The following is a 24,289-nucleotide window of genomic DNA, read 5'->3' on the forward strand; positions in this document are numbered from 1 at the left end:
GACCCGTCGGAGACCTTCGACTCCGGAGACCCCATGTCCCGTTTCGCGCTGTTCCTGCTGCTCACCACGCCGTTCCTCGGTTGCGCGGCGGGCTCTTCCGTCCAGCGGACCGAGGCTCCGCCCACCGCCACCGCCACCGCCACGTCCACGACGGGCCTCTCCTCGGGCGCCGAGCTCGATGCGCTCACCATCCCGGCGCTGCCCGACTGGGTGGACAAGTACGCCGGCCCGAACGAGGAGGAGCGCCGCTTCTTCAACATCAGCCGTCTGATGGAGCGCTTCCAACTCGCCCGGGTGCAGGCCGTCGAGCTGCAGAACCACTACCGCGACCTCATCCGCTCCCAGCCCGCCCCCGCGCCCGTGGACGCCTTCAACACCGCCCTCGAGCGCGTCCGCCGCGGTGAGCTCGAGAGCCGCCTCCAGCCCGAGGCGCTCGCCAAGGCCCGCTTCATCGTCGTCTTCGACCTCGATGAGACGCTCCTCAGCCAGTACTACCCGGCCCAGGTGGGCGAGGCCTGTCATGATCTCGCGGTCCCGAAGAAGGACGGCGTCCGCTACGTGAAGCTCGTCCCCGGCTGGCAGCAGGCCTTCGAGCGCATCCAGGCGCTCGGCGGAGCCATCGTCCTCTTCTCCGCCAACGTGGACGCGCCCACCCTCGAGCTCCTCGCGAACTGGAAGCTCGGGGGCGTCCCGCTCACCGAGCACCCCGCCATCGCCGGCATCCTCACCAACAGCTACCTCGTCCTGCAGGAGAAGTCCGAGGGCGTGAGCGATCCGAAGAAGGGCAACCCCGTGCGCGAGCCGTCCAAGGACCTTCGCGTCTTCGACGAGTCGCTGCGCCGGGTCATCATCGTGGACGACAACCCGACGCGCCTCTTCCAGATGCGCAACGCCCGCGTCTTCAAGAAGTTCGAGGCCGAGTCCTTCTGCACCACCAGCGACCCGGCGCTGCGCCGCGCCTTCGAGCAGGCCCTGCCCACCGTCGTCCAGGAGCTCGAGGACTCGGTCCGGGACATGGACGCGCGGGGCGTTCCGTTCGCCGAGGCCTATCTGCCCTACACGTCGCTCGGACAGGTCACCGTGCGGTTCCTCGTGGACAGCGGCGGCTTCGATCGGGCGCGGGCCATCGAGTACGTCCGCCGCCATCCCCAGGTGGTGGACCCCCGTTACTGAGCGTCCGTTGCAATGGAGTTCGCCCCGGGGCGTACTTCATGCAGACTGGGGTCTCATTCCAGAGCAAACGAGGACAGCATGTTCGGTCTGTTTTTGTTGATCATCATGGGTCTGGTGGCGGGGCTGATCGCCCGCGCCGTCATGCCCGGCCGCCAGCCGATGGGCTTCATCGCGACCACCCTGCTGGGCATCGCCGGCTCGTTCATGGGCGGCTTCCTTGGCTCCATCGTCTCGGGGCACAGCTGGCGCCTGATGCAGCCCAGCGGTTTCATCGGCTCCATCATCGGCGCCATCGTGCTGCTGTGGTTGGGGCGGAAGCTGGGCTGAGAAAGAGGTAGGCACACAACCCGCCATGGTGTAGGCTAATGAGGCCAGCCTAGAGCCATGAGCGGAAGTGATGAGTGACCGGATGCGGCACTCATGACGTCGCGCGCCAGGGACTGGCGTTCTGACTCATTTTTCCTGTAAGTGCGCCCGTGACAGCCCGCCCGCGGGGGAACCCCTCCAAGGCACGCCGCGGGAAGCGAGGCTGCGAACGACTGCGCGCGTCCTCGGAGTGCGGAACCCCTCCAAGGTCAAACCCCGAGGACGCGCGCAGCCAGCAGTTTCCCACCTGTGCGGTCAGATGCAAGCGCGAGGTGATGGAAACGCAACCCTTGGACGCCAGTTCGCGCGCAGTGCGTCCCGTCTCCTCTGGCGGAGGGGTACCGTCGAGGCTTTCCCAAGACCCGAGACAGGACCTGTGCGGGTATGCGAGGAGGCTCATGGGTACGGTGACGATGGTGCTGGTGGCGTGGTTGCTGACGGGGACACCCGAGGCGGGTGGGGCTGCCACTGCAGCCGGGTCTTCCGGCACGTTCGTGGCGAAGACGCTCACCGTGCGAGGAGAGACGTACGTGTACTCGGTGTACCTGCCACCGGGTTACCGCAGTGGGCCGAAGTGGCCGGTGATTCTGGCGCTGCACGGAGCGGGCTCGCGGGGGACGGATGGGCAGCTGCCGAGGACGCAGAGCCTGGCGGAGGCGGCGCGGGTGCACCCGGAGCGCTACCCGGCCGTGCTGGTGCTGCCGCAGTGTCCGCCCGACAAGGACTGGAGTGGGGACGTGGCGGACTTCGCGCTCGAGGCGCTGGAGCGCTCCATCCAGGAGTACGGGGGAGACCGCACGCGGGTGTACCTGGCGGGCCAGTCGATGGGAGCGCGGGGCGTGGTGCAACTGGCCGGGCGCTACCCGGAGCGTTTCGCGGCGGTGGTGGCCGTGGCCGGGCGCTACCCGGATCGCGAGATGGTGGGCAAGCTCAAGGGGCTGCCCCTGTGGATGTGGCACGGAGACGCGGACGCGGTGGTGCCCGCCTCCGAGAGCCGCTCCCTCGTGGAGCAGCTGAAGGCCTCGGGCAACGACTCGGTGCGCTACACCGAGCTGTCCGGCCTGGGCCACGACATCTTCGACACCGTGTACATGGACGAGGCCGTGAGCACCTGGCTGCTCAAGCAGAAGCGCGGGAAGTAGGACGCGCACGCGGGGGGGGGGGATGGGGTGGGAACGGCAGCGGCGAGTGCTGGTGTCTCGTCCCACCTCTCCACTAGGTAAAATGCGTTGTGCGACCACCGTTGAGTCGGAGTCGTTGGCCCGGCACGCGGATACGGTTACGGTGGTACCCGAGCCATGTACCTGACGCGATTCCGCATCGAGAACATCCGCGCCATCCAGAAACTGGACTGGCAGATCCCTCTGCAGCGAGCTCCGGGCTGGCACGTCATTCTAGGTGACAACGGTTCCGGAAAGTCCTCGGTGTTGCGCTCTATCGCCCTGGCTTTGGTGGGACCTGATGATGTCGATGCGCTCCGTCAGGATTGGGGGCGTTGGCCCAGGGAGCGCAAGTCACCGGGGGTAATTGATCTAACGCTGATTCCAGACTCGAAGCTCGACAAATTCGAAGGTAGGGTTTCCGAAAAGCATGCACATAAGTTGAAGATCACTCTTGCTCTGACCTCGGCTTTTAGCGGCCGGATTCGGCCTATGCCATTGATTTTTGACGGGCCAGAGTACAGGATTGACCCAAGTAAGCACGTCTGGAGCGGTAGGTCGGGCTGGTTCTGTGCCTCGTACGGCCCATTCCGGCGTTTTACCGGCGGCGATGAAGATTACGAAAAGCTATTTCTGGCCAACCCGCAGCTTGCTAGGCACATCTCTGTTTTCGATGAGAGCGTGGCGCTTACGGAGGGCCTCCGGTGGTTGCAGCAATTACGATTCAAGAGGCTAGAAAAAGACCCTGAAGGGGCGTTGCTCAAACCGTTGGTGAAATTCATCAACCAGCCGGGTTTTCTGCCGCATCGCGCACGTTTGTTTAAGATCTCCTCTCGAGAAGTAATCTTCTTGGATGGAAACGATTATCCCGTTCCGGTGCAAGACCTGAGCGATGGCTATCGCTCCATCCTGAGTATGACCTTCGAACTCATCCGCCAACTCGCTGCCACTTACGGGCCGAAACACGTCTTCCATCCGAAGGACCCCACGAAGGTGAACGTGCCGGGCGTGGTGCTCATCGATGAGGTGGATGCGCACCTGCACCCGACGTGGCAGCGGAAGGTGGGGCTCTGGTTCCGCGAGCACTTCCCGAAGATGCAGTTCATCGTCACGACCCACAGCCCCCTGGTGTGTCAGGCTGCGGAGGTGGGCTCGGTGTGGCGGCTCCCTAGACCCGGAACGGATGAGGATGCCCGGCAGGTGACCGGCGTGGAGCTTGAGCGGCTCATCTTCGGCAACGTGCTCGATGCCTACGGCACGGGACTGTTCGGAGAGGACGTCGCGCGCTCGGAACAATCCAAGCAACGGCTTCAGCGGCTGGCGAAGCTGAATCTGAAGGAAATGCGCCAGGGACTGAGCGCTGCCGAGCGCCGGGAGCAGACTGCGCTCCGTGCGAGTCTTCCGACTGCGTCCATGGCGGTCCATGATTCGGACCAGTGAGGCCCGGCGTGCTTCGGCTGCCCGACATCGCGCTGTCCGCCACCGCGCTGCACCAACTCGAACGGTGGCAGGCCGAGGTGGATGCGCATTCGAATCATGCCACCCGGGTTGATGCCGCGAGACGTGCTTTCGAGCAGCACAACACCGCGAGGAACAGGACCTTCGCCGAAGTGCGGCGAACGCTGGCGGAGATGTGCTCGGGAGAGCAGCGGTGTGGGTACTGTGAGGACTCGGTTGCGGACGAGATCGACCACATCTGGCCCAAGCACCTCTACCCGGAGCAGGTGTTCGCCTGGCGCAACTATCTCTATGCCTGCGGCCGCTGTAACGGGCCCAAGAGCGAACGGTTCGCTGTATTCCCTCCCCGGGCGCGCAAGCCGGTGGAGGTCAGCAGACCCCGAGGGGCTCCCCCCAGACCGCCGTTGAAGGGCTTCCCGGCACTCATCGATCCTCGCTCGGAAGATCCGATGGCGTTTCTGGTGCTCGAACTCCGGGACACCTTCTACTTCGAGCCGAGCGCGAAGCGGGGCACGCGGAACTACGAACGGGCGGATTACACGCTGCGCATCCTGCAACTCAACAAGCGCGAATACCTCCGCAAAGCGCGTGAGACCGCCTTTGTTGGCTACCAGGACATGCTGACACGATACGTCTCTCTGCGAGAGCGGAGAGCCCCCACGGCCCAGCTCGAGCTGCGTAGGAAGGCCGTCCAGAGAGCACCGCACCGGACGGTGTGGAAGGAGATGCAGAGGCAACACCGGGAGCTTCCCGTGCTGCGGCTCCTCTTCCGCAAGGCACCCGAGGCGCTTCACTGGTAGCGCCACGCCTGTGCAGGCTCCCGCCTTCCGGCTATGACTGGGCGCCATGAGCTCTGACGCCACCCGACTCCTGGACCTGCTGTGGGAGCGCTACGCCGCGGAGGTGCCCTACGCGCGCACCTTCGCCCAACTCTCCGGCGGCGGCTTCCGCAATGACCACATCGCGCTGCGCTCCCTCGCCCGGCCCGGCGGGGGCATCGCCCTCTTCTCCCGCGTCTTCGAGCGCTTCGGCTGGAAGCCCGCCGGCGAGTACTCCTTCCCCGATACCCACCTCTCCGCCATCTACATGTCCCATCCGGAGGGGCTCCCCCGCGTCTTCATCTCCGAGCTCCTCGCCGACCGGCTCTCTCCCGAGGCCCAGCGGCTCCTCGCCGCGCTCCCGGTGGATCCTCCCGCCCCCGACTCCATCGAGGCGCTCGCCGGCTGGTTCTCCGCTCCGCCCCCGCCCGATGAGTCCGCGCTCCTCACCCTGGAGAAGGAGTCCCAGTACGGCGCGTGGCTGCTCGCCTTCGGCCGCAAGGTGAACCACTTCACCGGCTCCGTGGATGACGTGGAGGTGTGGCAGCGCCGCATGCGCGAGGCCGGCGTCCCCATGAAGGCCGACATCGAGGGCGCGCCCGGCACCGCCCTGCGCCAGACGGCCACCAGCGCCGCCCCCGTCTCCATCCGGCTCGCCGACGGGCGCACGCGCACCTGGCCCTATGCCTACTTCGAGATCGCCCAGCGCTCGCAGGGCTTCGATGGCTTCCTCGGCCCCCAGGCCCGCGCCCTCTTCGACATGACGAAGCGCTCCTAGAACTTCTCCGCCGCGGGGCGCAGGTCCCTCCATCCCCAGGCCTTCCGTTCCGCCTCGCCAGACAGTGGCCGTCCGGCCGGGCCCTTCTTGCATTCCGGGCAGACGTGAGCAGATCCACACCCTTGAGCCCCGTGCGGGTTCGAAAGGAGGCCGCTCCGTTTGTCCTCCACCATCCACAGCGCTCCTGGTGAGCCGGAGGACCCGAGGGACGAGCCCCGCAGGGAGGAGGCGCCCTGGACGCGCAGTGCACTCGCCCTGCGGCTGTTGGAGCAGGCGGAGGTCTGTGCGCTCGCGGGCCTGGATGTGAAGGGCCGCATCAGCCTCTGGACCCCCGGGGCGGAGCGGCTCACCGGGCATGCGAAGGCAGACCTCCTCGGAGAGCCGTTCTCCGTGCTCTCCCTGCCCGAGGAGCGGGAGCGCGTGGCGAGGGTCCTGCGCCAGGCCGGGCAGGAGGGACGGGGGGAGCTCGAGGGCTGGCTCGTGCGGCGCGACGGCTCCCGCTTCCGGGCCTCGCAGGTGCTCACCGCGCTGCATGACGCGGATGGGACGCTGGCCGGGTTCGCCTGTGCGCTCGGCCCCGCCGAGCCGCGGCGCGAGCTGGAGCTGCTGCGCCACCTGGGCGAGCTCATCCTCTCCTCCGTGGACGAGGGCGTGTACGGCCTGGACACCGAGGGCCGCACCACCTTCGTCAACCCGGCCGCGGCGCGCATGTTGGGGTGGACGCCGGAAGAGCTCATCGGCAAGCCCCAGCATCCGCTCATGCACGCCAGGCGCCCGGACGGCACGCCCCTGCCCGAGTCCGAGTGCCGCACCTACGCCGCCTTCCGGGAGGGCCGGACGTTCCACGTGACGGACGAGGTGTTCTGGCGGCGCGATGGCACCAGCTTCCCGGTGGAGTACCGCAGCAGCCCCGTCCGCGATGGCGAGCGCATCATCGGGGCGGTCATCACCTTCACGGACATCACCGAGCGGCTGCGCGCCCGCGAGCGCGAGCGGGAGCTGCTGCGCGAGCAGACGGCGCGCATCCAGGCGGAGGCGGTGGAGCGGCGCGTGCACGGCATGCTGGAGAGCATCTCCGATGCCTTCGTCGCCCTGGACCGGGCCTGGCGCTACTCCTACGTCAACCGCCGCGCCGAGGAGCTGTCCCACCGCTCGCGCGAGCAGATGCTCGGGAGGACTCCCCAGGAGGTGTTCCCGTTCTTCAGCGGCTCGCGCTCCGAGCAGGGCTTCCGCCAGGCCTTCACCGAGCAACGGGCCGTCCACTTCGAGGAGCACGACCCTCCGCGCGACACCTGGGTGGAGATGCACGTCTACCCCTCCGAGGAGGGGCTCGCCGTCTACTTCCGCGACATCACCGACCGCAAGCGCACCGAGGCGCGGCTGCGGCTCTTCGAGTCCATCGTGGTGAACGCCTACGACGGCGTGGTCATCCTGGAGCCCGAGCTGGAGGAGGGGCGGCGCACCCGGCGCATCCTCTACGCCAACGATGCCTTCTGCCGGATGACGGGCTACAGCCGGGAGGAGCTGCTCGAGTCGGAGTCCCTGCTCCTGGTGGGGCCGGAGACGGACCGGGGGGCCATCGAGCGCATGCGCGCGGCCCTCAGCCGCATGGAGCCCTTCCGCGAGGAGCTGCTCCTCTACCGCCAGGATGGCTCCACCCTCTGGACGGAGAGCACCCTGGTGCCCGTGAGCGACCAGGAAGGCGTGCTGAGTCACTGGGTGGCGGTGACGCGCGAGGTGTCGGAGCGCAAGCAGGCGGAGCGCACGGCCCTGCGGCTCGCCCGCGAGGAGGCGGCCCGCACCGAGGCCGAGGCGGCCCACGCGCGCATCGAGGCCATCCTGGAGAGCATCACCGACGCCTTCTTCGCCCTGGACCGGGAGCGGCGCTTCATCTTCGTCAACCGCCGCGCGGCCGAGGTGATGCAACGCCCGCGGGCGCAGCTGCTGGGCCAGCTCCTGGACGAGATGCTGCCGGAGGACGCGCGGGACGGGCTCGCCCGGGGCGTGCGCCAGGTGCTGGAGGGACGGGGCGCCTCGGAGTGCGAGATGTACTTCACCTCGCTCGGGGCGTGGTTCGAGTGCCACGTCAGCCCCTCGGGCGAGGGCGTCTCCGTGTACCTGCGCGAGGTGACGGCCCGCAAGCGCGCGGAGGAGGCGCGCCGCAGGCTCAGCTCCATCATCGAGGCCACGCCGGACTTCGTGGGCAGCACGGATCCCCAGGGCCGGGGCCTCTACCTCAACCGCGCGGGCCGGCGCATGGTGGGACTGGCGGAGGAGCAGGAGGCCCATGCCTGGAGCCTCGCCTCGGCCCACCCGGCCCCGGCCGCGCGGCGCCTGCTGGCCGAGAGCGTGCCCACCGCGCTGCGCGAGGGCGTGTGGATGGGGGAGACGGTGATGCGCTCGCCGGACGGACGGGAGTTTCCCGTGTCCCAGGTGCTGCTCGCCCACTTCGAGGGGGATGGGAAGCTGGAGATGTTCTCCACCATCATCCGCGACATCTCGGACCGGAAGCATGCCGAGGAGTCCCAGCAGTTCCTCTCCGAGAGCAGCCGGGTGCTGGTGGCCGCGTTGGAGTACGAGGCCACGCTGCGCAGCCTCGCCCGGCTGGTGGTGCCGCGCCTGGCCGACTACTGCGTGGTGTGCATCCGGGAGGACGGCGAGGTGCACCGCCTGGCCGTCGCCCACCGGGAGCCCAGCCGGGAGCCGCTGCTGCTCGCGCTCGGGCGCATGCGCTCCGGGAACCAGGCGCTGGTGGGCATGCAGAGCGTGTTGCGCACCGGCGAGCCGGAGCTCGTCCCCGAGGTGACGGACGCCTGGCTGCGCGCCTCCGCCGAGGACGAGGAGCACTTCACCACGCACCGGACCCTGGCGCCGCGCTCGCTGATGATCGTCCCGCTGGTGGCGCGCGGACGGACGCTGGGCGCCATCACCTTCGCCTCCACCGCGGAGTCGGGCCGGCGCTATGGCCCGGCGGACCTCTCGCTCGCCGAGGGCCTGGCCTCCCGCGCCGCCCTCACCCTGGACAACGCCCGGCTCTACAAGGACTCGCAACTGGCCACGCACGCGCGCGACGAGGTGCTCGCCGTCGTCTCGCACGACCTGCGCAATCCCCTCAACGTCATCTCCCTGGGGGCGACGTACCTGCTCAAGCACCTGCCCCAGGGCGAGCAGGGGACGTCGTGGCGCAAGCAGGCGGAGCTCATGCGGCGCTCGGCGGACCAGGCCGTCCACCTCATCCAGGACTTGCTGGAGGTGGCGAAGATCGAATCCGGGCGGCTGACGGTGGAGCGCCAGCCCCAGGACGTGGGCCCGTTGGTGGAGGACGCCATCGAGCTGCACCGGCCGCTGGCGGAGGCGAAGCGGTTGCGGCTGGAGCGGGAGCTGGAGGCGGAGCTGCCGGGGGTGCTGGCGGACCGGGGCCGGGTGCTGCAGGTGTTCTCCAACCTCATCGGCAATGCGTTGCGCTACACGCCCGAGGACGGACGCATCTGCGTGCGGGCCCGGCACGAGGGCCGGTTCGTGCGCTTCTTCGTGAGCGACACCGGCAAGGGGATTGCCCCGGAGCACCTGCCGCACCTCTTCGAGCGCTACTGGCAGCCGAAGGGGACGCGGGAGGGGGCGGGGCTGGGGTTGACCATCGCCAAGGGCATCGTCGAGGCCCACGGCGGCTACATCCTGGTGGAGAGCGAGCCGGGGAGGGGCAGCACCTTCTCCTTCACCTTGCCGGTGGACGAGGCGCCAGCAGCGCGGTGAGGACGTGGTCGCGCCAGCGGCCGTCGATGAGGACGAGCTCGCGCGCGAGGCCCTCGACGGAGAAGCCCACGCGGCGCAGCACGGCGGCGCTGCGGTGGTTGTCCGGGAGGTGGTTGGCGTGGATGCGGTGCAGGCCCATGATGCCGAAGGCGTAGTCGCACACGGCGTGCACGGCCTCGCTCATGAGCCCCTGGCCCTGGGTACGGTGGTCGAGCCCGAAGCCCATCTCACAGGACTGGAGGGGCCCGCGGCGGATGTCGGTGAGGGACACGCTGCCGAGTACGGGAGCGGAGGAGAGCGGGAGCTCGCGCGACAGCATGAAGAGCCGCAGGGCGAGACCGCGGCGCCAGTCCTCGGCGTCCTGGGCCAGGCGCGAGCGCCACCAGGTGACGGTGAAGAAGTTGTCGGGGCGCGCGGGGGAGACGGGGCCGAGGTGGCCGCGGTTGGCCTCGTGGTAGGCGAGCACCCGCGCGGCCCCATCCGGCGGGAGCAGGGCCAGGTGGAGACGCTCGGTGGTGAGGAGGACGGGGGGGGTGTCCGAGGGCATGAGGGGCGGAGGGGAGGGTAGCGCGTCCGGGGGCTCGCGCGGGCGCCGTGAAGGGGAGGCTCGACAGGGGCGGGCCGCTCACGTTGACTGGTGGAGGGTGGAGCCGCCATATGACGCCACGCATCGTCGAGGGAGACCTGCTGGAGCAGCGGGTCGATGCCATCGTGAACGCCTGGAACCGGAACATCATCCCGTGGTGGCTGCTGCTGCCGCAGGGGGTGTCGGGGGCCATCAAGAAGCGGGGAGGGCTGGAGCCGTTCCGCGAGCTGGCCCGGGTGGGGCCGATGCCGCTCGGCACGGCGGTGGTCACCTCGGCGGGCCGGCTGCCCCACCGGGGCATCATCCACGTGGCGGGCATCAACATGCTCTGGCGCTCGTCGGAGCGGGCGATTCGGGACTCGGTGACGAACGCGCTCGCCCGGGCGCGGGAGCACGGCTTCGGCTCGGTGGCGTTTCCGATCATCGGCGCCGGCAGCGGCGGCTTCGATGAGGACCGGGCTCTTGGAGTGATGCGTTCCACGCTGGAGGCACGTGACGTGGAGGTTGACGTCACCGTGGTCCGCTACCGGCGGCGCTGAGGCGGCTGGGGTGGAGCACTTTCGCGGGGAGAGCACATGATGCGCCGGTGGGTGTTGTTGCTCGGGGTGTTGCTGGCCGGATGCGCGGCCTCGGGCCCGTCCTCGCGAGGTGAGGAGGCGCTGGAGGAGGCGGACACGTGCCTCGCGCTCCTGTGCGACGAGGAGGTGTGTGGCTTCTTCCGCTGCGAGGACGTGGCGGTGGATGGGGTGGCCTCGAGTGGAGGTCCGGAGGCGGAGGAGGGGGCGGAGCCCGGGCGCGTGGTGCTGGCTCGTACCGGGAGCACGACGGTGGGCATCAACCTGCCCTCACCCGTCACGCCCATGCGCTACCGGGGCTGGCCGCTGAGGTACCCGGGGGAGCGAGAGCCCGTCTTCGTCATCCCCTGGAAGAACCACCCCCTGCGCAACCTGCTGCCGAGCCAGAAGCAGCTCATCGCGGAGGCCAACGAGAGGTTCAACCGGCCGCACGAGAAGCACCACATCTTCCCTCAGGAGTTCAAGGCGTGGTTCAAGGAGAAGGGCATCGACATCCATCAATGGACGATGCTCATCGAGAAGGATTTGCACGCGCGCATCCACCGGGGCCCGAGTGGAGGCCCATGGAATGCCGCATGGCGGCAGTTCAAGATGATGAATAATAAGGCCACGCAGGAGGAAATCTGGAAGTACGCCTGGGAGTTGTGCGTGCGCTTCGGCCTCTATGCACCCCTCCGGCCGTACTACGGTTCGGTTCCACTGCCGCCCCCCATCGGCTACTGAGGCGAGGATGCGATTCTACCGAGTGGAGGCTCCAGAGAGATTTCGTTGCTCCGAGCCCTCGGACCCCAAGGATTGGCCTTACACAGGCGAGTACACTGCGTCGCGTAAGTGGGGATTGCCTGGCGTCCACTGCCCCGCATGCGGAGCCATCTGGAGTGCGGGTTTTGCCTATCCGTGCGTGGACCTGTCAGGGGTGCCAGAGGCCAGGAAGCTCGAAGAACCCTATTTGGAGGAGGACTTCGAGGAGTTCGAACGACTGCGTGAGCTGGTGCGGCCCCTGATTCCGGCTGGCGGACTGCTGAGTCCTGGTTCGAAGTTCGGTCCGCTCGTCGGCTCGGCCAGAGGCACCTTCGCGCAACTCTTCATGATTCTCGACGACCTGCTCATCCGCCGTGAGGCGTTGGGGCAGCTGCGCGCCGAAGGTATCCAAGGGCTCGAGGACTGCCGCACGCAGCTGCGCTTCCGGCAACGTCAGGCGCCGGAGCTGCTGGAGCTTCAAATCGAGGCCCACGGTCTGTTGCACCGGGACTGCATTCCACAGGGAAAAGCCGTTCCGTGTAGGAAGTGTGGCCGGTATGGTTTCAGCCTCCCGAACAAGCCCCTTCTAGACCGCGCCTCCCTGCCCAAGCATCTGGACTTGTTCCGGCTGGCCAACTTCACCACCGTCATCGTGGCCAGCGAGCGCCTCGTGGAGGCCATCCACCGCCTCGGCTTCGAGGAGGTGTCCATCCGCGAGCTGCCCCTGCGCTGAGGCGGGGATTGAGGTAGACAGCCCCCATGCGTCTGCACCTCGTCGACGGTACCTATGAGCTCTACCGTGCCCACTTCTCGCCTCGCCCCGGAGCCACCGCTCCCGATGGCCGCGATGTGAAGGCCACCGTGGGGCTCGTCTCCTCGATGCTCGCGTTGCTGCACGACGCCAGCGAGTCCGTGACGCACGTGGCCCTGGCCTTCGACAACCCCATCCGCTCGTTCCGCAACGCGCTCTTCGCCGGCTACAAGTCCGACGACGGCGTTCCCCCCGAGCTCCATGCCCAGTTCGACCTCGCCGAGGAGGCCATGCGCGCCCTCGGGCTCACCGTCTGGTCCATGAAGGACTTCGAGGCGGATGATGCGCTCGCCACCGCCTCCGCGCGCTGGGCCGGACAGGTGGAGCAGGTGCGCCTGCTCACCCCCGACAAGGACCTCGGCCAGTGCGTGCGCGGCCAGAAGGTGGTCCAGGTGGACCGCAAGCAGCAGAAGGAATTGGACGAGGATGCGGTGCGGGCGAAGCTCGGCGTCGCCCCGGCGAGTGTGCCGGACCTGCTGGCGCTCGTGGGCGATGACGCCGATGGCATCCCCGGCCTGCCCGGCTTCGGAGAGAAGGGTGCGTCCGCTCTCCTCAACGCCTACGGCCACCTGGAGGCCATTCCCGCCGACGCGAGCGCCTGGTCCGTGCGCCCCCGCGGCGCGGACAAGCTCGCCGCCACCTTGCGCGAGCACCGCGAGGACGCGCTGCTGTACCGCAAGCTCGCCACCCTGGTGACGGATGCGCCCATCTCCAAGTCCCTCGAGGACCTCGCCTGGGCCGGCGTCCCCCGGGCGCGCTTCCTCTCCCTGTGCGACTCCCTCGGGCTCACCACGTTGAAGAGCCGCCCCAAGCGCTGGGCCGCCGATGCGGGGTGAGGCGCCTCGGGGGTTGCATGCCGCCCAGAAATGGCGCACATGGGCTCGGGGTTGAATACCGCCATGTCCACCGAGCTCAAGCCCATCGGGCTGAACATTCCTGGCAACGACGACAACTGGGTCCCCTCCATGGAGGACATGCCCTTCCACCGTCTGGGGGGCGAGGCCGGGGTGCAGGCCCTGGCCGAGGCCTTCTACGACGCCATGGATGCGAACGAGCCGGCGCTCGCCCGCCTGCACGAGCTGGATGAGCACGGCAAGGTGTCGCGCGGCATGCGCGAGCGCTTCGGCCTCTTCCTCATCGGCTGGCTGGGCGGGCCCCAGCACTACATGGAGAAGCACGGCCACCCGCGTCTGCGCATGCGCCACGGCCATGTCCCCGTGGACATCGCCCAGCGCGACGCCTGGCTGCGCTGCATGCAGCGCGCGATGGATGCCCGCGGCGTGAAGGGCAACGTGCGCCGCTTCCTCGACAACCGCTTCGCCGAAGTGGCCGACTTCCTGCGCAACACCGAGGGCTGAGTGAAGATCTGGGTCGACGCCGACGCGTGTCCGGGGCCGGTACGGGACATCCTCCTGCGCGCCTCGCAGCGCCTGCATGTCCCCACCGTCTTCGTGGCCAACAAGCGCCTCACCCTGCCTCGCTCGGAGCTCGTCTCCTCCGTGCAGGTGGGCGCGGGGCTCGACGTGGCGGATGGCTACATCGCCTCCTCCTCCGAGGCCGGAGACCTCGCCGTCACCCAGGACATTCCCCTCGCCGCGCTGCTCGTCCCCAAGGGCGTGGTGGTGATGGATCCCCGGGGCGAGCTCTTCAGCGAGGAGAACATCTCCGAGCGCCTCTCCGTGCGGAACTTCATGCAGGAGCTGCGCGACAGCGGCGTGATGACCGGCGGCCCGAGCGGCTTCTCCGCCCAGGACCGCCAGCAGTTCGCCGCCACGTTGGACCGGGAGCTCACCCGGCTGCTCAAGGCCCGGTAGCCGCGCCCGCTAGAAGCGCATCATCAGGCCCGGGCCCGCCGTGAGCGACTCGTTGCGCCGGCCCGTGCGCATCAGCACCGGCACCGGGACGGCCCGGAAGGTCTCGGAGGACTGGCTCCGCAGCCCCGGCGACGTGGGGGGATAGGGCGTCGGCTCCTCGGCGGTGACCAGCGCCGTGATGACGAAGGTGGCCGCGATGCCGCCGATGGCCGACAGCGGAACGGCCGGGCCATCCGCGAGCGCCGTGCCCGCCAGCAACAGCACCGCGCCCACGCCCATCGGCAGCACCGTGAGCTTGAAGACGCGCGACGCCGACAGCTCGAAGGGCACCGCCAGCAGGCCACCCACGCCCATGCCGAGCAGCGGCGCCACCAGCGTCGGCGCGAGGTTCGGGTCCTGGTCCCCCGGCTCCGAGAGCAGCACCGTGGACTGCACCAGCCCCGTGAGCACGAAGGCGTAGAGGGCGCTCATCCCCACGAGCGACGCATCGCCCTCGCTCACGTCACCGGGCAGCGACGTGGCCGCCAGCACGCCGATGATGCCGGCCTGCGTGGTGAGCAGCGTCGCGACGGCGCGGTCCCGCCCGCTGAGCCCCTGCTCGGTGCCGTAGCCGAAGCCGGCGAGGAAGCCCAGCGCGGCGCCTCCCGCGGCGAGCAGCGACTCGTTGCGCTCCACCGGGACGTAGTACTGGTACACGGCCGCGGCGGTGCCCAGCACCAGGCCTCCAATCACCGTGCCCACGTAGGCCCCGTTCTCCGACTCGAAGGTGTTGCCGAGGATGCCGCCCGTCACCGCGCCGCCGAGCAGCTCGGTGAAGACGAGCAGCAGGCCGCCGGAGCCGGAGGAGAAGCGGCTGTAGCGCTGCGCGCGCTCGGAGGCGGTCTCCGAGGGGCCCTGGGCCTCGGGCGGAGGCGGAGGGGGCGGCGGTGCCGGCTGCACCGCGGGCGGCGGAGGCGGAGGGGGCTGCGTGGCGGGCTGGGCGGCGGCCGGAGGCGGCGTCGCGGGCGAGGCCGGTTGGGTGGTGGTCGTGGTCGTGGTGGACTGCGCCCGCGCGACGCCATTCGCGGTCAGCAGGCCAAGACACATCAGGGATACGACGAGCCGCATACACAGGTCTCCTGGACTTGACGTGGAGGGAAAGATGGGTCGCGCGGCCCCGGGGTGCATCGTTCAATCCCTGGCGCTGTCTCGTCCCGTGGGGCGGTGCGGTGTCGGGTGTCATGCACCCGGAGCCCGGGTCTGTTGGCCGCGGGGGTTTCCAAAGGGGGAGGGCCGGCAGGGGTCCTTGAGGGCAGGCACGCCTCGGACGCGGGGCACTTGTGCCACAATGCCCGCACTCCGCGCCGTCTCCGGTCCCTCTCACCGGCTCCTCTTCATGACGACTTCCTTCCGTGCCCCGTCCTTCCCTCGGAGCCCGGTCTCCCCGGGACTGCTTCTCGCGAGCGCCGTGCTCCTGTGGCTCGGCGGCGTGGCGGGCTGTGCCCGGAGCGAGGCTCCACCGCCTCCCCTCGAGGCGAAGGTGGAGGGCCACTGGCTGCAACCGCTCGCCCACGGCAGCCAGCTGGTGCCGTGCGGGCATGGCCACCACGCCTGGGTCTGGTCGCCGAACCGGGCCGGGTTCTGGCTGGTGGACGCGGAGGGCCACCAGTCCGCCATCGAGGGCTTCGAGGACAAGGACTTCTGGGTCGTGAATGTGATGCCCACGGCCAACCCGGAGCGGGCGTGGGTCGTCGTGCAGGTGGCCTCGGCTTACAAGTCGAGCACCGTGCTCCTGCTGGTGGACCACCAGCGGCGCCTCGCGGTGCCCGAGGTGTCCGTGCCGGACATGTCGCTCGTGCCGTCCGAGGAACGCGAGCGGCTCTGGGTGGTCTCCAATTTCAATCTGCAGCAGATGCAGGTCGTCGATGACGCGGGCGAGGTGACGCAGGTGCGCCTCGGCAGCCCGGTGCCGGGATGGATCACCTCGCGCAAGGTGCTGCCCGTGGCCGAGGGCCGCCAGGGCTGGCTGGTGCTGGACCAGAGCCTGCTGCACGTGGACCCGCGCGCGGGCGCCCAATCCCTCTCGCGGCCCCTGCCCGTGCAGAACGTGTGGACCCTGCTCCCCACCCGGCAGCCCCAGCGCGCCTGGGTGCTCGCGGAGCTGCCCGGCAGGAGTGGAGCCCAGTTCCTCCTCGTCAGCCGGGAGGGCGTGAAGACCACCGCGACGCCCCTGCTCGGCGACGTCCGGCGGCTCTTCGCCCACCACGACGCCAACTTCGTCTGGGCGTTGCTGTCCCCGGGCCCCGGTGCCGGGCCGAGCCCGGCTTCCGAGTTGAAGCTCGTGGGGCTCGATGGGAAGACGGTGGGCTCCGGCGTGACGTTGGAGGGAATGCCCGACGTGGAGCGCTCGCCGGAGGGGCACCTCTGGGTGGTGGACGAGCGCCGCGTCTACCTCCTGGGGGAGGGCGGAGGCGAGGTGGCGCGCAGCGCGGACGCGGAGGGGCTGGGCCGGGCCGAACTCTACCCCGTGTCGGCGGAGCGCGCCTGGGTGGTGACGGAGGACGGGGGGATCCGCCTGCTGTCGGTGAAGGGACGGACCCTCACCTCGGGAGACCAGTCGGTGACGGGCCTCCACGAGCCCCGCTTGATGGCGTTGGACACGCATGGTGGGTGGGCGCTGTCGGATGGGGGCACGCGGCTGCACCGGCTCACGCTCGGGCCGGGCGGGCTGCAGGCCACGCAGGTGCTCGAGGGCGCGGGGCTGAACGACGTGTTCCCGATCCGGGGCACCGGCCGCGCGTGGGTGACGGGCATCCCGAGGGGTTTGCTGTACGGACCGGCCTCGGAGGTGGGGCGTGTGCGGGTGGGCTTCGCGGGCGGGGCCTGGCTCGAGCGCGACGCGAAGGGCGAGGTGCGGGTGGAGGGCCGGCTGGATGCGGGCGCGCCGCTGGAGTCGCTGGAGCTCGACTGGCCCGGGCTCGCGCAGGCGGCGGGAGCGGGGCGCACGCTGCGGCTCGAGCTGCGCGCGGAGGACGGCAAGGGCGCGCTGGTGGGGCAGGGCGTGCGGCGGCTCGCGGAGCCGTCCGGTGTGCTCTTCCAGTGGACGGAGCCGCCGGGGAGCGCGGAGCAGCTCTACCGCGCCGTGGTGGCGCACGAGGTGGAGAATGGCACCCGGCTCACCGCCACCTTCGAGCACGTGCCCTTCGGCATGCCGCTGTTCGACCGCGTCTGGGTGCGCACCGCGCTGGCGTGCCTCGCGGTGACGTTGCTGTTGTTGCTGCCCATGTTGCTGCTGCGTCCCTCGGCGGTGAGCCGTCAGTGGCTGCCGCTCGCCGGCTATGTCGTCACCGGGGTGGGGGCGGGCGGTGGCGAGCTGCTGGGGCTGCTGGACGGGCTGCGCATCCACCTGCCCACGGTGCTCGCCGTGGCGTGCGCCGAGCTGGTGCTGTGCGCGGGCCTGGGGCTGCTGTCTCCGGCCGTGTTCCGCCGGCTCGTCTTCACGCACCCGTTCTCCTGGGCCGCCGCGCCGCTGCTGCGCTCGCCCTCCTTCCGGCGCCGCTTCTTCGCCACGCACGTGCGGCAGGTCCGCCGCCGGGTGGACGTGGCCTCCGCCCAGGCCAATGGCGAGGTCTTCGTGGAGCTCTCCTCGCACGTCACCGAGTACGCCGGCCCCGGAGTCGCGCCCTCGTCCTCGGAGCGCACGGCCGAGGAGCTGTGCGGGCTGCTCACGCGCGGGCGCGCGCACCTGCTCATCCAGTGCGCGGGAGGCCGGGGCAAGAGCGCGCTGCTGCGGCGGGTGGTGCGGCTGTCGCTGGAGCACTTCGAGAAGCAGCCGTCCTCGCCGCTGCCGGTGTTCATCGACCCGGCGGCGGAGGACCTGGAGACGGCCGCGAAGGAGGCGCTGCAGGACCTGGGGCTGCCGGAGGCACTGCGGGACGTGCTGCTGGAGTCGGGGGACTTCTTCCTGGTGCTGGACGGCCTCACCGAGTCGAAGCTGGAGCCGGAGGCGCTGCGCCGCTACCTGGAGCGGGAGATGGGGCTGCACGCGCCGGTGCTGCTGTCGGCGAGGCCCAACGAGGCGTACCGGACGGCGATGGCGCACGCGCTGCGGTGGATGGCGGTGGAGCCGAAGCGGCTGGACGCGGCGGGGCTGGAGCGCTTCCAGGCGGCGTACCCGGGTCCGGATGGCAAGCCGGTGCCGCTCTCCGAGTCCCTCCTGCGCATCTGCCGGGGACGCGCGGCGGACGGCTCGTACGTGCCCATTCTCGTGCGCCTGGCGCTGCGCTTTGGCGCGGGAGGGGTGGACAGCGTCATCAACCTCTACCGGGCGGTGTTCGCGGGGCTGTTGAAGAAGGCGCCGGACGACGCGGAGACCTCGGAGTTGCTGGGCTTCGCGGAGGCGCTGTGCCTGGGCAGCTACTGGCAGCATCGCAGCCGGCTCATCGTCTTCCGCGACAGTCCGGACGAGGCGAAGTTGCGGATGCTGCTGGACGCGGGGCTGCTGGTGGCGGCGGACGCGAGGCCGGGGCCGGTGCCCACGCACGTGCGCTTCTTCCACGACTCGATGCAGAGCTACCTCACGGCGCGGGCGCTGTACGCGCAATACGCCGCACAGGAGCGGTGGGACTGCCTGTGGCGCGCGGCGGGCGAGCCGGGCTTCGCGCGGGAGCAGTCGGACCTGATGACGGAGGCGGGCTCGGAGCTGTTCCAGATGTGCTCGTACGTCTTCGGCCATGACGCGCGGCTGAAGGCCGAGCTGCTGCGGCACCTGGAGCAGTGCGCGGGCGCGAACGACGAGCGGCTGAACAAGGAGGGCATCCTGGCGGCGGTGCCGGAGGAGCTGCGGCCCGCGTTGCGCAAGTCCGGCCGGGTGATGTCACCGGGGATGCTGCTGAGCGAGGCGAGCCGCGTCTGCGGAGAGCACACGGATGGGGAGTCGCTCTTCGTGCTCTACGCGCGGATTGCTCCGCTGGCCTGGCCCTGGAAGCCCGAGGACGCGAGTCCGGCACGGTCGCAAGAGGACGCGAACGCGGCGTAACTCGAGCATCCCCTCCCTCGCCCGCCGGGAGAGGGTCGGGGTGAGGGTATCTCGTGTCCAGAGTTCCCCACTCGAGCCCCCACTCGAGCGGGCCGTGACACACGGGGGTTCACCGGGAGCCCGCGAGTGACTACGCATGGCGGCGTACTCCCGTGCCCGTCACCCTGCCAGCCCATGCCGCCGCGGTGCTCCCGTTCTTCCGGCTGTCCCGGAGGGGCGTGCTTCCCACCGCGCTCGTCGTCGGCGCCTGTGCGCCCGATCTCTCCTACGTGTACGCGGTGCGCGAGCTCGGCGACTCCGCGCACGAGTTCCCCGGCTTCGTCCTCTTCTGCGTGCCCGTGGGGCTCGCGGTGCTGCTGTGGCTGGAGGCGCTCATCCTCCCCGCGCTCAGACACGCCCTGCCCGAGCTCCTGGGCGTGCAGTGGGGCCGTTTCGCTCGCACCGGGGGACTGCCTCGAACGCTCGCGGGCTGGATGGCCACGGTGGCGGCCCTGGTGCTCGGCGCGAGCACCCACCTGCTCTGGGATGGCTTCACCCACGCCGGCATGTGGCCCGCGGACGTGCTCTACCCGGACATCCTCGTCCCCGTGGGGAGCCGGGACCTGCCGCTGGCCCGCGTCCTCCAGCACTCCTCCTCGCTGGTGGGCTCGCTCGTGGTGCTCGGGTACATGGCGAGCCGCTACCGGTACCTGGAGCCCGTGCCCGGCGGCTCCTGGGCGGACGGCCTCCGCGTGCTGGTGCCCACGGCGGCCGGGGCCGTGCTGGGACTGGTGCTGCGGCTCTCCCGCTTCCAGGACATGGGGGCGCTGGAGGCGCAGCTGTGGTGGGCCTTCTGGCCCACCGTGACGGGGGCGCTCGCGGGGCTCACCGTGGGGTGCGCGCTCGTCCGCTGGCGCCGGCCCTCATGAGCGGTGGTGCTCCACCTGCTCCAGGGCCCGCCGCAACTGGGGCAGCGCATACGGCTTGGGCAACATCACCGCGCCCTCCAGCCGCTCGGCGCCACCGGTGAGCACCGCGTTCCCCAGCCCCGAGGCGATGATGATGCCCATGCCGGGCCTGTGCCGCACCGCCTCCCGGGCCAGCTCCACCCCCGACGAGCCCGGCAGCGTCACATCCGTGAAGAGCACGCCGAAGCCCCCGCCCTCCAGGGCCGTCCGGGCCTCCTCCGCGCTCGACACCGCCAGCACGTCGAAGCCCAGCAGCTCCAGCAGCTCGCACGCCGAGGAGCGGATCTCCTCATCGTCCTCCACCAGCAGCACGCGCTGCCGCCGGGCGGACTCCTTCGCCGCGCGGGCCGCCGGTTTCCGCATGCGGTTGTCGAGCAACTGCCGCACCTTGCGCGCCATGTCCTCGCGGCGGTGGGGCTTGCTCAGCAGGTGGACGCCCGGGTCGAGCCGTCCTCCCGTCGCGAGGGTGTCCTCCGTGTAGCCCGAGGTGAAGAGCACCTCGAGCGCCGGTTGCAGCTCGCGGGCGCGCCGGGCCAGCTCGGCGCCGCGGATGGGCCCCGGCATCACCACGTCGGTGAACAACAGGTCCACGGAGATGCCGCTCTGGAGGATGGCCAGCGCGCTCTGCCCGTCGGCGGCCTTGAGCACGCGGTAGCCCAGCTCCGTCAGCATCTCCACCACCGTGGCACGCACCTCGGCGTTGTCTTCCACCACCAGGAGGGTCTCGCTCCCTCCCTCCACCGGGCCCGTGGAGGACTCGGTGGGTACCGTCTCCTCTGCCTGCAGCGCGCGGGGCAGGAACAGCTCGATCGTCGTGCCGCGCCCCACCTGGCTGGAGAGCTGGATGTGGCCACCGCTCTGCTTCACGAAGCCATACACCATGCTCAAACCGAGCCCCGTGCCACGGCCCTCGGGCTTGGTGGTGAAGAAGGGCTCGAAGACGCGCTCCAGCACCTCCGGGGGCATGCCGCAGCCGGTGTCGGAGACGGCCAGCAGCACGTACTCCCCGGGCTGCACCTCCGGGGGCAACCGGGCATCCCGTTGCTCCAGCCGGGCGTTGCGCGCTTCGATTCTCAGCTTGCCACCCTCCGGCATCGCATCCCGGGCGTTGATGGCCAGGTTGAGGAGCACGTTCTCGAGCTGGTTGGGGTCCGCGAACGTGTTCCACAGGTCGCCCGGCAGGAGCGTCTCGACCTCGATGCGCTCGCCCAGGGGGCGGCGCAGCATGTCATCCATGCCGCGCACGAGCCGGCCCACGTTGAAGACGAGCGGCTGCAGGGGCTGGCGGCGCGCGAACGCGAGCAGATGGGAGGCGAGCTTCGCACCCCGCTCCACGGCCCCGACGGCGGTCCTCAAGCGGCTCAGGGCGCGTGCGTTGCCGGCCACGTCGCGCTGCAGGAGCTGGAGGTTGCCGCCGATGACCTGCAGCAGGTTGTTGAAGTCGTGCGCCACGCCGCCGGTGAGCTGGCCCACGGCCTCCATCTTCTGCGATTGACGCAGCTGCTCCTCGGTCTGGCGCTGCTCGGTGATGTCGCGCGCGACGCAGTAGATCACCCCGTCCTCGGGCACGGGCACCGCCGTCCAGGAGAGCCGGCGGTAGGTGCCGTTGCGGTGCCTCAAGGAGTTCTCGAAGCGCAACGTCCGGTTGCCCGCGGCCAGGTTCTCCACCTCGGCCCGCGTCTTCTCGTGGTCGTCGGGGTGCTCCATCCAGGCGGACGTCTTGCCCAGCAGCTCCTCCTCCGTCCACCCGAGCAGCGTGGTCCACGCCGGGTTGACGCTCAGGTACCTGCCCTCCAGGTCCGCCACCAGCAGCAGATCCTGCGAGACGTTCCAGATGCGGTCTCGCTCGCGCGTGCGCTGCTCCACCCGCTGCGCGAGCAGCGCGTTGGCCCGCCGCAGCTCCTCCATCACCTTGACGCGCGCGCACGCCGTCCAGATGCGATCGGCCACGTCGTGGATGAACTCGCACTCCTCCGGGGACCAGTGGCGCACCACCGGGTCATGCAGGAACAGGACGGCGGACAGACGCCCGTGCTCCATCAGCGGCACGTTGAGCAGGGCCCGGATGCCGAAGGACAGCAGTCTGTCCGCGCCCAGGACCGACCGCGGATCCTTCTCGACATCCGGGATGATGACCGTCTCACCGCGCTCGAGGTTCTCGTGGTGGCCGTAGTCGGCGAACCGATGCTCGCCGGCCACGCTGGCGACGGCGGGACCGGAGACCCAGTCCTGCTCTATCTCGAAGAGCTGCCGGGCCGCGTCGAACGTGCCGTAGCCCGCTCGCGAGACGCCGAAGAGGCGCCCGACGATCTCCATGGCCATGGCGGCGATGCGGGCCGTGTCGCTCGCGTCCCGCAGCCGGTCGCCGAGCTCGACGAGGGCGGACTGGCGCAGCTCCGCCTTCTTCCGCTCGTGGATGTCGAGCAGCACGCCCGGGAAGCGCAGCGGCCTGCCATCGGGGGTGTGCTCGCAGTGGCCGTTGGCTTCGATCCACCGGAAGGAGCCGTCGAGTTGCCGGACGCGGTACTCGGCGCGGTAGGTGCCGCCGGTCTCCACCGTCCGGGACACCAAGGCCCGGATTCGAGCGCTGTCCTCGGGGTGGATGGACTCCGCGACCACGCTGAGGGGCAGGCCCTGGGCGGCCCGCTGAGGATCGATGGAGAAGGAGCGGGCGAAGCGCTCGTCGGCGGTGAAGCGGTCGGTGGTGATGTCCCAGACCCAGGTGCCGATCACCGCGCCCGCGTTGAGCGCGAGCTGGAGCCGCTCATTGGCCTGGCGCAGCGCGTCCTCGGCCTGCTTGCGCTGGGTCACGTCCTGGACGACTCCCCGGAGCCGGACGGGCCTGCCGTCGGCATCGCGGAGGAACTCGGCGTGGCGGGAGATCCACCGCAGCTCACCGGTGTCATGCCGGCGGATGCGGTAATCGACGGTGGTCCTCGCGAGGCCCTGGGCGCGCGACTCGGCGGTCGAGGCGACCTGCCGGTCCTCGGGGAGGATGAGGGCCTCGATGGCGGACGCCGGCAGGACGTCCACGGGCTCGAGGCCGTACAGGCGGCAGAACTCCGGGGTCACGGTCATCAAATCGGTGGAGATCTCCACCGTGAACACGCCGATGCCCCCGGCCTCCTGGGCGATGCGCAGCTGCTCTTTTCTCTCCTGGAGGCACTCCTCGGCCCGCTGAGGCTCGGCGAGGGGCGCCGAGGTTTCCGGGGCGGTGGGGGTGTTGGACAGGGGAAGGCGCATGGAGGTGCGGCAGCAGGGCGAGCGTCGAGACGACTGTTGCCGTGCAATGCCTCGTGGCGCAAGAGGACAGGCCTCCGGACGTGTCTTCGGGGATGGAACGGGAGGCCGTCTCACCCCGGATACGTCCGGAGCAGAACGCTGCGGACGCCCCGGCGGGCGAGGCTCAGCGCTTGAAGGTATCCACCGCCTGACGGCCCACGGCGGGGTCGTCGGTGAAGAACCCGTCGATGCCCGTCTCGAGGTACTTCTGGATCTCCGCGACGGAGCCAGCGGCGTTGTGGGTCGTGTCGTCCCCCTGCGCCTTGAGCGGAGCGGGCAGGAAGAAGTTCTCCGGCCGGAAGGTGTACGGGAACACGACCAGCCCGGCGGCGTGGGCATTGCGCACGAGGTCCGTCGGCTTCTCGAAGTTGCCCGAGCCGTCCACGTTCATGATGGTCAGCTTGTAGGGCCCCACGCCCTGGGCGTACTTCGCGACCTCCTTCATGCCCGCCTCGGTCATCAGCTCGTTGTAGGTGCGCGAGTCACCCGCCACGACGAAGTCGTAGGGCTGCTTGTCGCGGGCATCCATCAGCTGCACCAGCTTCCAGTTCGGCTGCGAGCTGCCGATCTTCTGGCGCAGGGCCTTGAGGTTGGCCACCTCGAAGGACTGGATGTAGACGGTGGCCTTGCTCTTGGAGAACTCGTTGGCGCGGAGGGTCTCGACGAGCGTGTCCTCGAGGGGCAGCCCCACGGACTGGAAGTACGTGGGGTGCTTGGTCTCGGGGTAGAGGTGGATGGTGCGGCCGGTGCTGGCCGACAGCTCCTGGGCCAGGGAGATGACCTCGGCGAGCGTGGGGATCTCGAACTGGTCGTTGTACGTCTTGTTGGCCGGGCGGGCCTGGGGGATGCGCTCACGGGCGCGCAGCCGCTTGAGCTCCTCCAGCGTGAAGTCCTCGGTGAACCAGCCGGTGAGCGCCGCGCCGTCGATCGTCTTCGTCTTCTCGGAGATGGCGGATGGGTGAACAGCGCGGAAACACAGCGTCAAACTGTTCCGTCCGCGAGAATCGCCG

At 70.0% G+C, this 24,289-nt stretch carries 19 protein-coding genes; 15 read left to right on the forward strand and 4 right to left on the reverse strand.

The window, feature by feature from the left end:
- Positions 1 to 33 precede the first annotated feature (33 nt).
- The 7 genes from VFZ09_RS43415 (at position 34) to VFZ09_RS43445 (ending at position 9,506) form a co-directional block, all read left to right on the forward strand.
- Positions 34 to 1,173: an NIF family HAD-type phosphatase gene (locus VFZ09_RS43415; RefSeq protein ID WP_329733705.1), complete on the forward strand. Its 1,140-nt coding sequence runs from the start codon at positions 34 to 36 to the stop codon at positions 1,171 to 1,173.
- A 78-nt stretch (positions 1,174 to 1,251) separates the two neighbouring features.
- Positions 1,252 to 1,500, forward strand: a complete 249-nt coding sequence (locus VFZ09_RS43420; protein WP_329733706.1) for a GlsB/YeaQ/YmgE family stress response membrane protein — start codon at positions 1,252 to 1,254, stop codon at positions 1,498 to 1,500.
- Positions 1,501 to 1,937: 437 nt separating this feature from the next.
- Complete coding sequence (locus VFZ09_RS43425) at positions 1,938 to 2,681, forward strand: alpha/beta hydrolase-fold protein (protein WP_329733707.1); 744 nt, start codon at positions 1,938 to 1,940, stop codon at positions 2,679 to 2,681.
- A 156-nt stretch (positions 2,682 to 2,837) separates the two neighbouring features.
- A complete protein-coding gene (locus VFZ09_RS43430) occupies positions 2,838 to 4,139 on the forward strand; it encodes an AAA family ATPase (protein WP_329733708.1) in 1,302 nt (433 codons plus the stop codon).
- 8 nt (positions 4,140 to 4,147) lie between these two features.
- Positions 4,148 to 4,957, forward strand: a complete 810-nt coding sequence (locus VFZ09_RS43435; RefSeq protein ID WP_329733709.1) for a hypothetical protein — start codon at positions 4,148 to 4,150, stop codon at positions 4,955 to 4,957.
- Positions 4,958 to 5,003: 46 nt separating this feature from the next.
- Positions 5,004 to 5,753 carry a DUF1338 domain-containing protein gene (locus VFZ09_RS43440; protein WP_329733710.1) on the forward strand — a complete coding sequence of 250 codons (750 nt, stop codon included), beginning with the start codon at positions 5,004 to 5,006 and terminating at the stop codon, positions 5,751 to 5,753.
- A gap of 159 nt (positions 5,754 to 5,912) precedes the next feature.
- Positions 5,913 to 9,506, forward strand: a complete 3,594-nt coding sequence (locus VFZ09_RS43445) for a PAS domain S-box protein (protein ID WP_329733711.1) — start codon at positions 5,913 to 5,915, stop codon at positions 9,504 to 9,506.
- Here VFZ09_RS43445 and VFZ09_RS43450 read toward each other — a convergent pair.
- A complete protein-coding gene (locus VFZ09_RS43450) occupies positions 9,469 to 10,053 on the reverse strand; it encodes a GNAT family N-acetyltransferase (RefSeq protein WP_329733712.1) in 585 nt (194 codons plus the stop codon). The two genes, VFZ09_RS43445 and VFZ09_RS43450, sit on opposite strands and share 38 nt — an antisense overlap.
- A 110-nt stretch (positions 10,054 to 10,163) precedes the next feature.
- On the opposite strand from VFZ09_RS43450, the gene VFZ09_RS43455 reads away from it, so the two are divergent.
- From VFZ09_RS43455 to VFZ09_RS43480, 6 genes are all read left to right on the forward strand, one after another.
- Positions 10,164 to 10,631: a macro domain-containing protein gene (locus VFZ09_RS43455; RefSeq protein WP_329733713.1), complete on the forward strand. Its 468-nt coding sequence runs from the start codon at positions 10,164 to 10,166 to the stop codon at positions 10,629 to 10,631.
- Positions 10,632 to 10,667: 36 nt separating this feature from the next.
- On the forward strand, positions 10,668 to 11,390 hold the full coding sequence (locus VFZ09_RS43460; protein WP_329733714.1) for a TIGR02269 family lipoprotein: 723 nt from the start codon (positions 10,668 to 10,670) through the stop codon (positions 11,388 to 11,390).
- Positions 11,391 to 11,397: 7 nt separating this feature from the next.
- The gene (locus tag VFZ09_RS43465; RefSeq protein WP_329733715.1) at positions 11,398 to 12,141 is read left to right on the forward strand and encodes a double-CXXCG motif protein; all 744 of its coding nucleotides are present in this window, start codon (positions 11,398 to 11,400) and stop codon (positions 12,139 to 12,141) included.
- 26 nt (positions 12,142 to 12,167) lie between these two features.
- A complete protein-coding gene (locus tag VFZ09_RS43470; protein WP_329733716.1) occupies positions 12,168 to 13,055 on the forward strand; it encodes a 5'-3' exonuclease in 888 nt (295 codons plus the stop codon).
- A gap of 63 nt (positions 13,056 to 13,118) precedes the next feature.
- Entirely contained in the window at positions 13,119 to 13,577 is a 459-nt protein-coding gene (locus VFZ09_RS43475) for a group II truncated hemoglobin (protein ID WP_329733717.1), read from the forward strand.
- Positions 13,578 to 14,033 carry a YaiI/YqxD family protein gene (locus VFZ09_RS43480; RefSeq protein WP_329733718.1) on the forward strand — a complete coding sequence of 152 codons (456 nt, stop codon included), beginning with the start codon at positions 13,578 to 13,580 and terminating at the stop codon, positions 14,031 to 14,033.
- A gap of 9 nt (positions 14,034 to 14,042) precedes the next feature.
- On the opposite strand, the gene VFZ09_RS43485 is transcribed toward VFZ09_RS43480, so the two are convergent.
- Entirely contained in the window at positions 14,043 to 15,140 is a 1,098-nt protein-coding gene (locus tag VFZ09_RS43485; protein WP_329733719.1) for a hypothetical protein, read from the reverse strand.
- A gap of 340 nt (positions 15,141 to 15,480) precedes the next feature.
- Here VFZ09_RS43485 and VFZ09_RS43490 point away from each other — a divergent pair, with 340 nt between their 5' ends.
- The gene (locus VFZ09_RS43490) at positions 15,481 to 19,050 is read left to right on the forward strand and encodes a hypothetical protein (RefSeq protein WP_329733720.1); all 3,570 of its coding nucleotides are present in this window, start codon (positions 15,481 to 15,483) and stop codon (positions 19,048 to 19,050) included.
- A gap of 152 nt (positions 19,051 to 19,202) precedes the next feature.
- A complete protein-coding gene (locus VFZ09_RS43495) occupies positions 19,203 to 19,958 on the forward strand; it encodes a DUF4184 family protein (protein ID WP_329733721.1) in 756 nt (251 codons plus the stop codon).
- Here VFZ09_RS43495 and VFZ09_RS43500 read toward each other — a convergent pair.
- Together VFZ09_RS43500 and VFZ09_RS43505 are read right to left on the reverse strand one after the other, a co-directional pair.
- Positions 19,953 to 23,240, reverse strand: coding sequence for a PAS domain S-box protein (locus tag VFZ09_RS43500; protein WP_329733722.1), 3,288 nt, complete (start codon positions 23,238 to 23,240; stop codon positions 19,953 to 19,955). The genes VFZ09_RS43495 and VFZ09_RS43500 overlap by 6 nt on opposite strands.
- Positions 23,241 to 23,403: 163 nt before the next feature.
- Positions 23,404 to 24,264, reverse strand: coding sequence for a glycerophosphodiester phosphodiesterase family protein (locus VFZ09_RS43505; protein ID WP_329733723.1), 861 nt, complete (start codon positions 24,262 to 24,264; stop codon positions 23,404 to 23,406).
- Positions 24,265 to 24,289 lie beyond the last annotated feature (25 nt).

The organism is Archangium sp. (assembly GCF_036277355.1).
Taxonomy (GTDB): domain Bacteria; phylum Myxococcota; class Myxococcia; order Myxococcales; family Myxococcaceae; genus Archangium.

Bases quoted from the DNA above. Each gene is read 5' to 3' on its own strand.
- VFZ09_RS43460 (WP_329733714.1), top strand. From the start codon at position 10,668: ATGATGCGCCGGTGGGTGTTGTTGCTCGGGGTGTTGCTGGCCGGATGC.
- VFZ09_RS43485 (WP_329733719.1), bottom strand. From the start codon at position 15,140: ATGCGGCTCGTCGTATCCCTGATGTGTCTTGGCCTGCTGACCGCGAAT.
- VFZ09_RS43475 (WP_329733717.1), top strand. From the start codon at position 13,119: ATGTCCACCGAGCTCAAGCCCATCGGGCTGAACATTCCTGGCAACGAC.
- VFZ09_RS43470 (WP_329733716.1), top strand. From the start codon at position 12,168: ATGCGTCTGCACCTCGTCGACGGTACCTATGAGCTCTACCGTGCCCAC.
- VFZ09_RS43430 (WP_329733708.1), top strand. From the start codon at position 2,838: ATGTACCTGACGCGATTCCGCATCGAGAACATCCGCGCCATCCAGAAA.
- VFZ09_RS43450 (WP_329733712.1), bottom strand. From the start codon at position 10,053: ATGCCCTCGGACACCCCCCCCGTCCTCCTCACCACCGAGCGTCTCCAC.
- VFZ09_RS43500 (WP_329733722.1), bottom strand. From the start codon at position 23,240: ATGCGCCTTCCCCTGTCCAACACCCCCACCGCCCCGGAAACCTCGGCG.
- VFZ09_RS43420 (WP_329733706.1), top strand. From the start codon at position 1,252: ATGTTCGGTCTGTTTTTGTTGATCATCATGGGTCTGGTGGCGGGGCTG.
- VFZ09_RS43415 (WP_329733705.1), top strand. From the start codon at position 34: ATGTCCCGTTTCGCGCTGTTCCTGCTGCTCACCACGCCGTTCCTCGGT.
- VFZ09_RS43465 (WP_329733715.1), top strand. From the start codon at position 11,398: ATGCGATTCTACCGAGTGGAGGCTCCAGAGAGATTTCGTTGCTCCGAG.
- VFZ09_RS43455 (WP_329733713.1), top strand. From the start codon at position 10,164: ATGACGCCACGCATCGTCGAGGGAGACCTGCTGGAGCAGCGGGTCGAT.
- VFZ09_RS43425 (WP_329733707.1), top strand. From the start codon at position 1,938: ATGGGTACGGTGACGATGGTGCTGGTGGCGTGGTTGCTGACGGGGACA.
- VFZ09_RS43440 (WP_329733710.1), top strand. From the start codon at position 5,004: ATGAGCTCTGACGCCACCCGACTCCTGGACCTGCTGTGGGAGCGCTAC.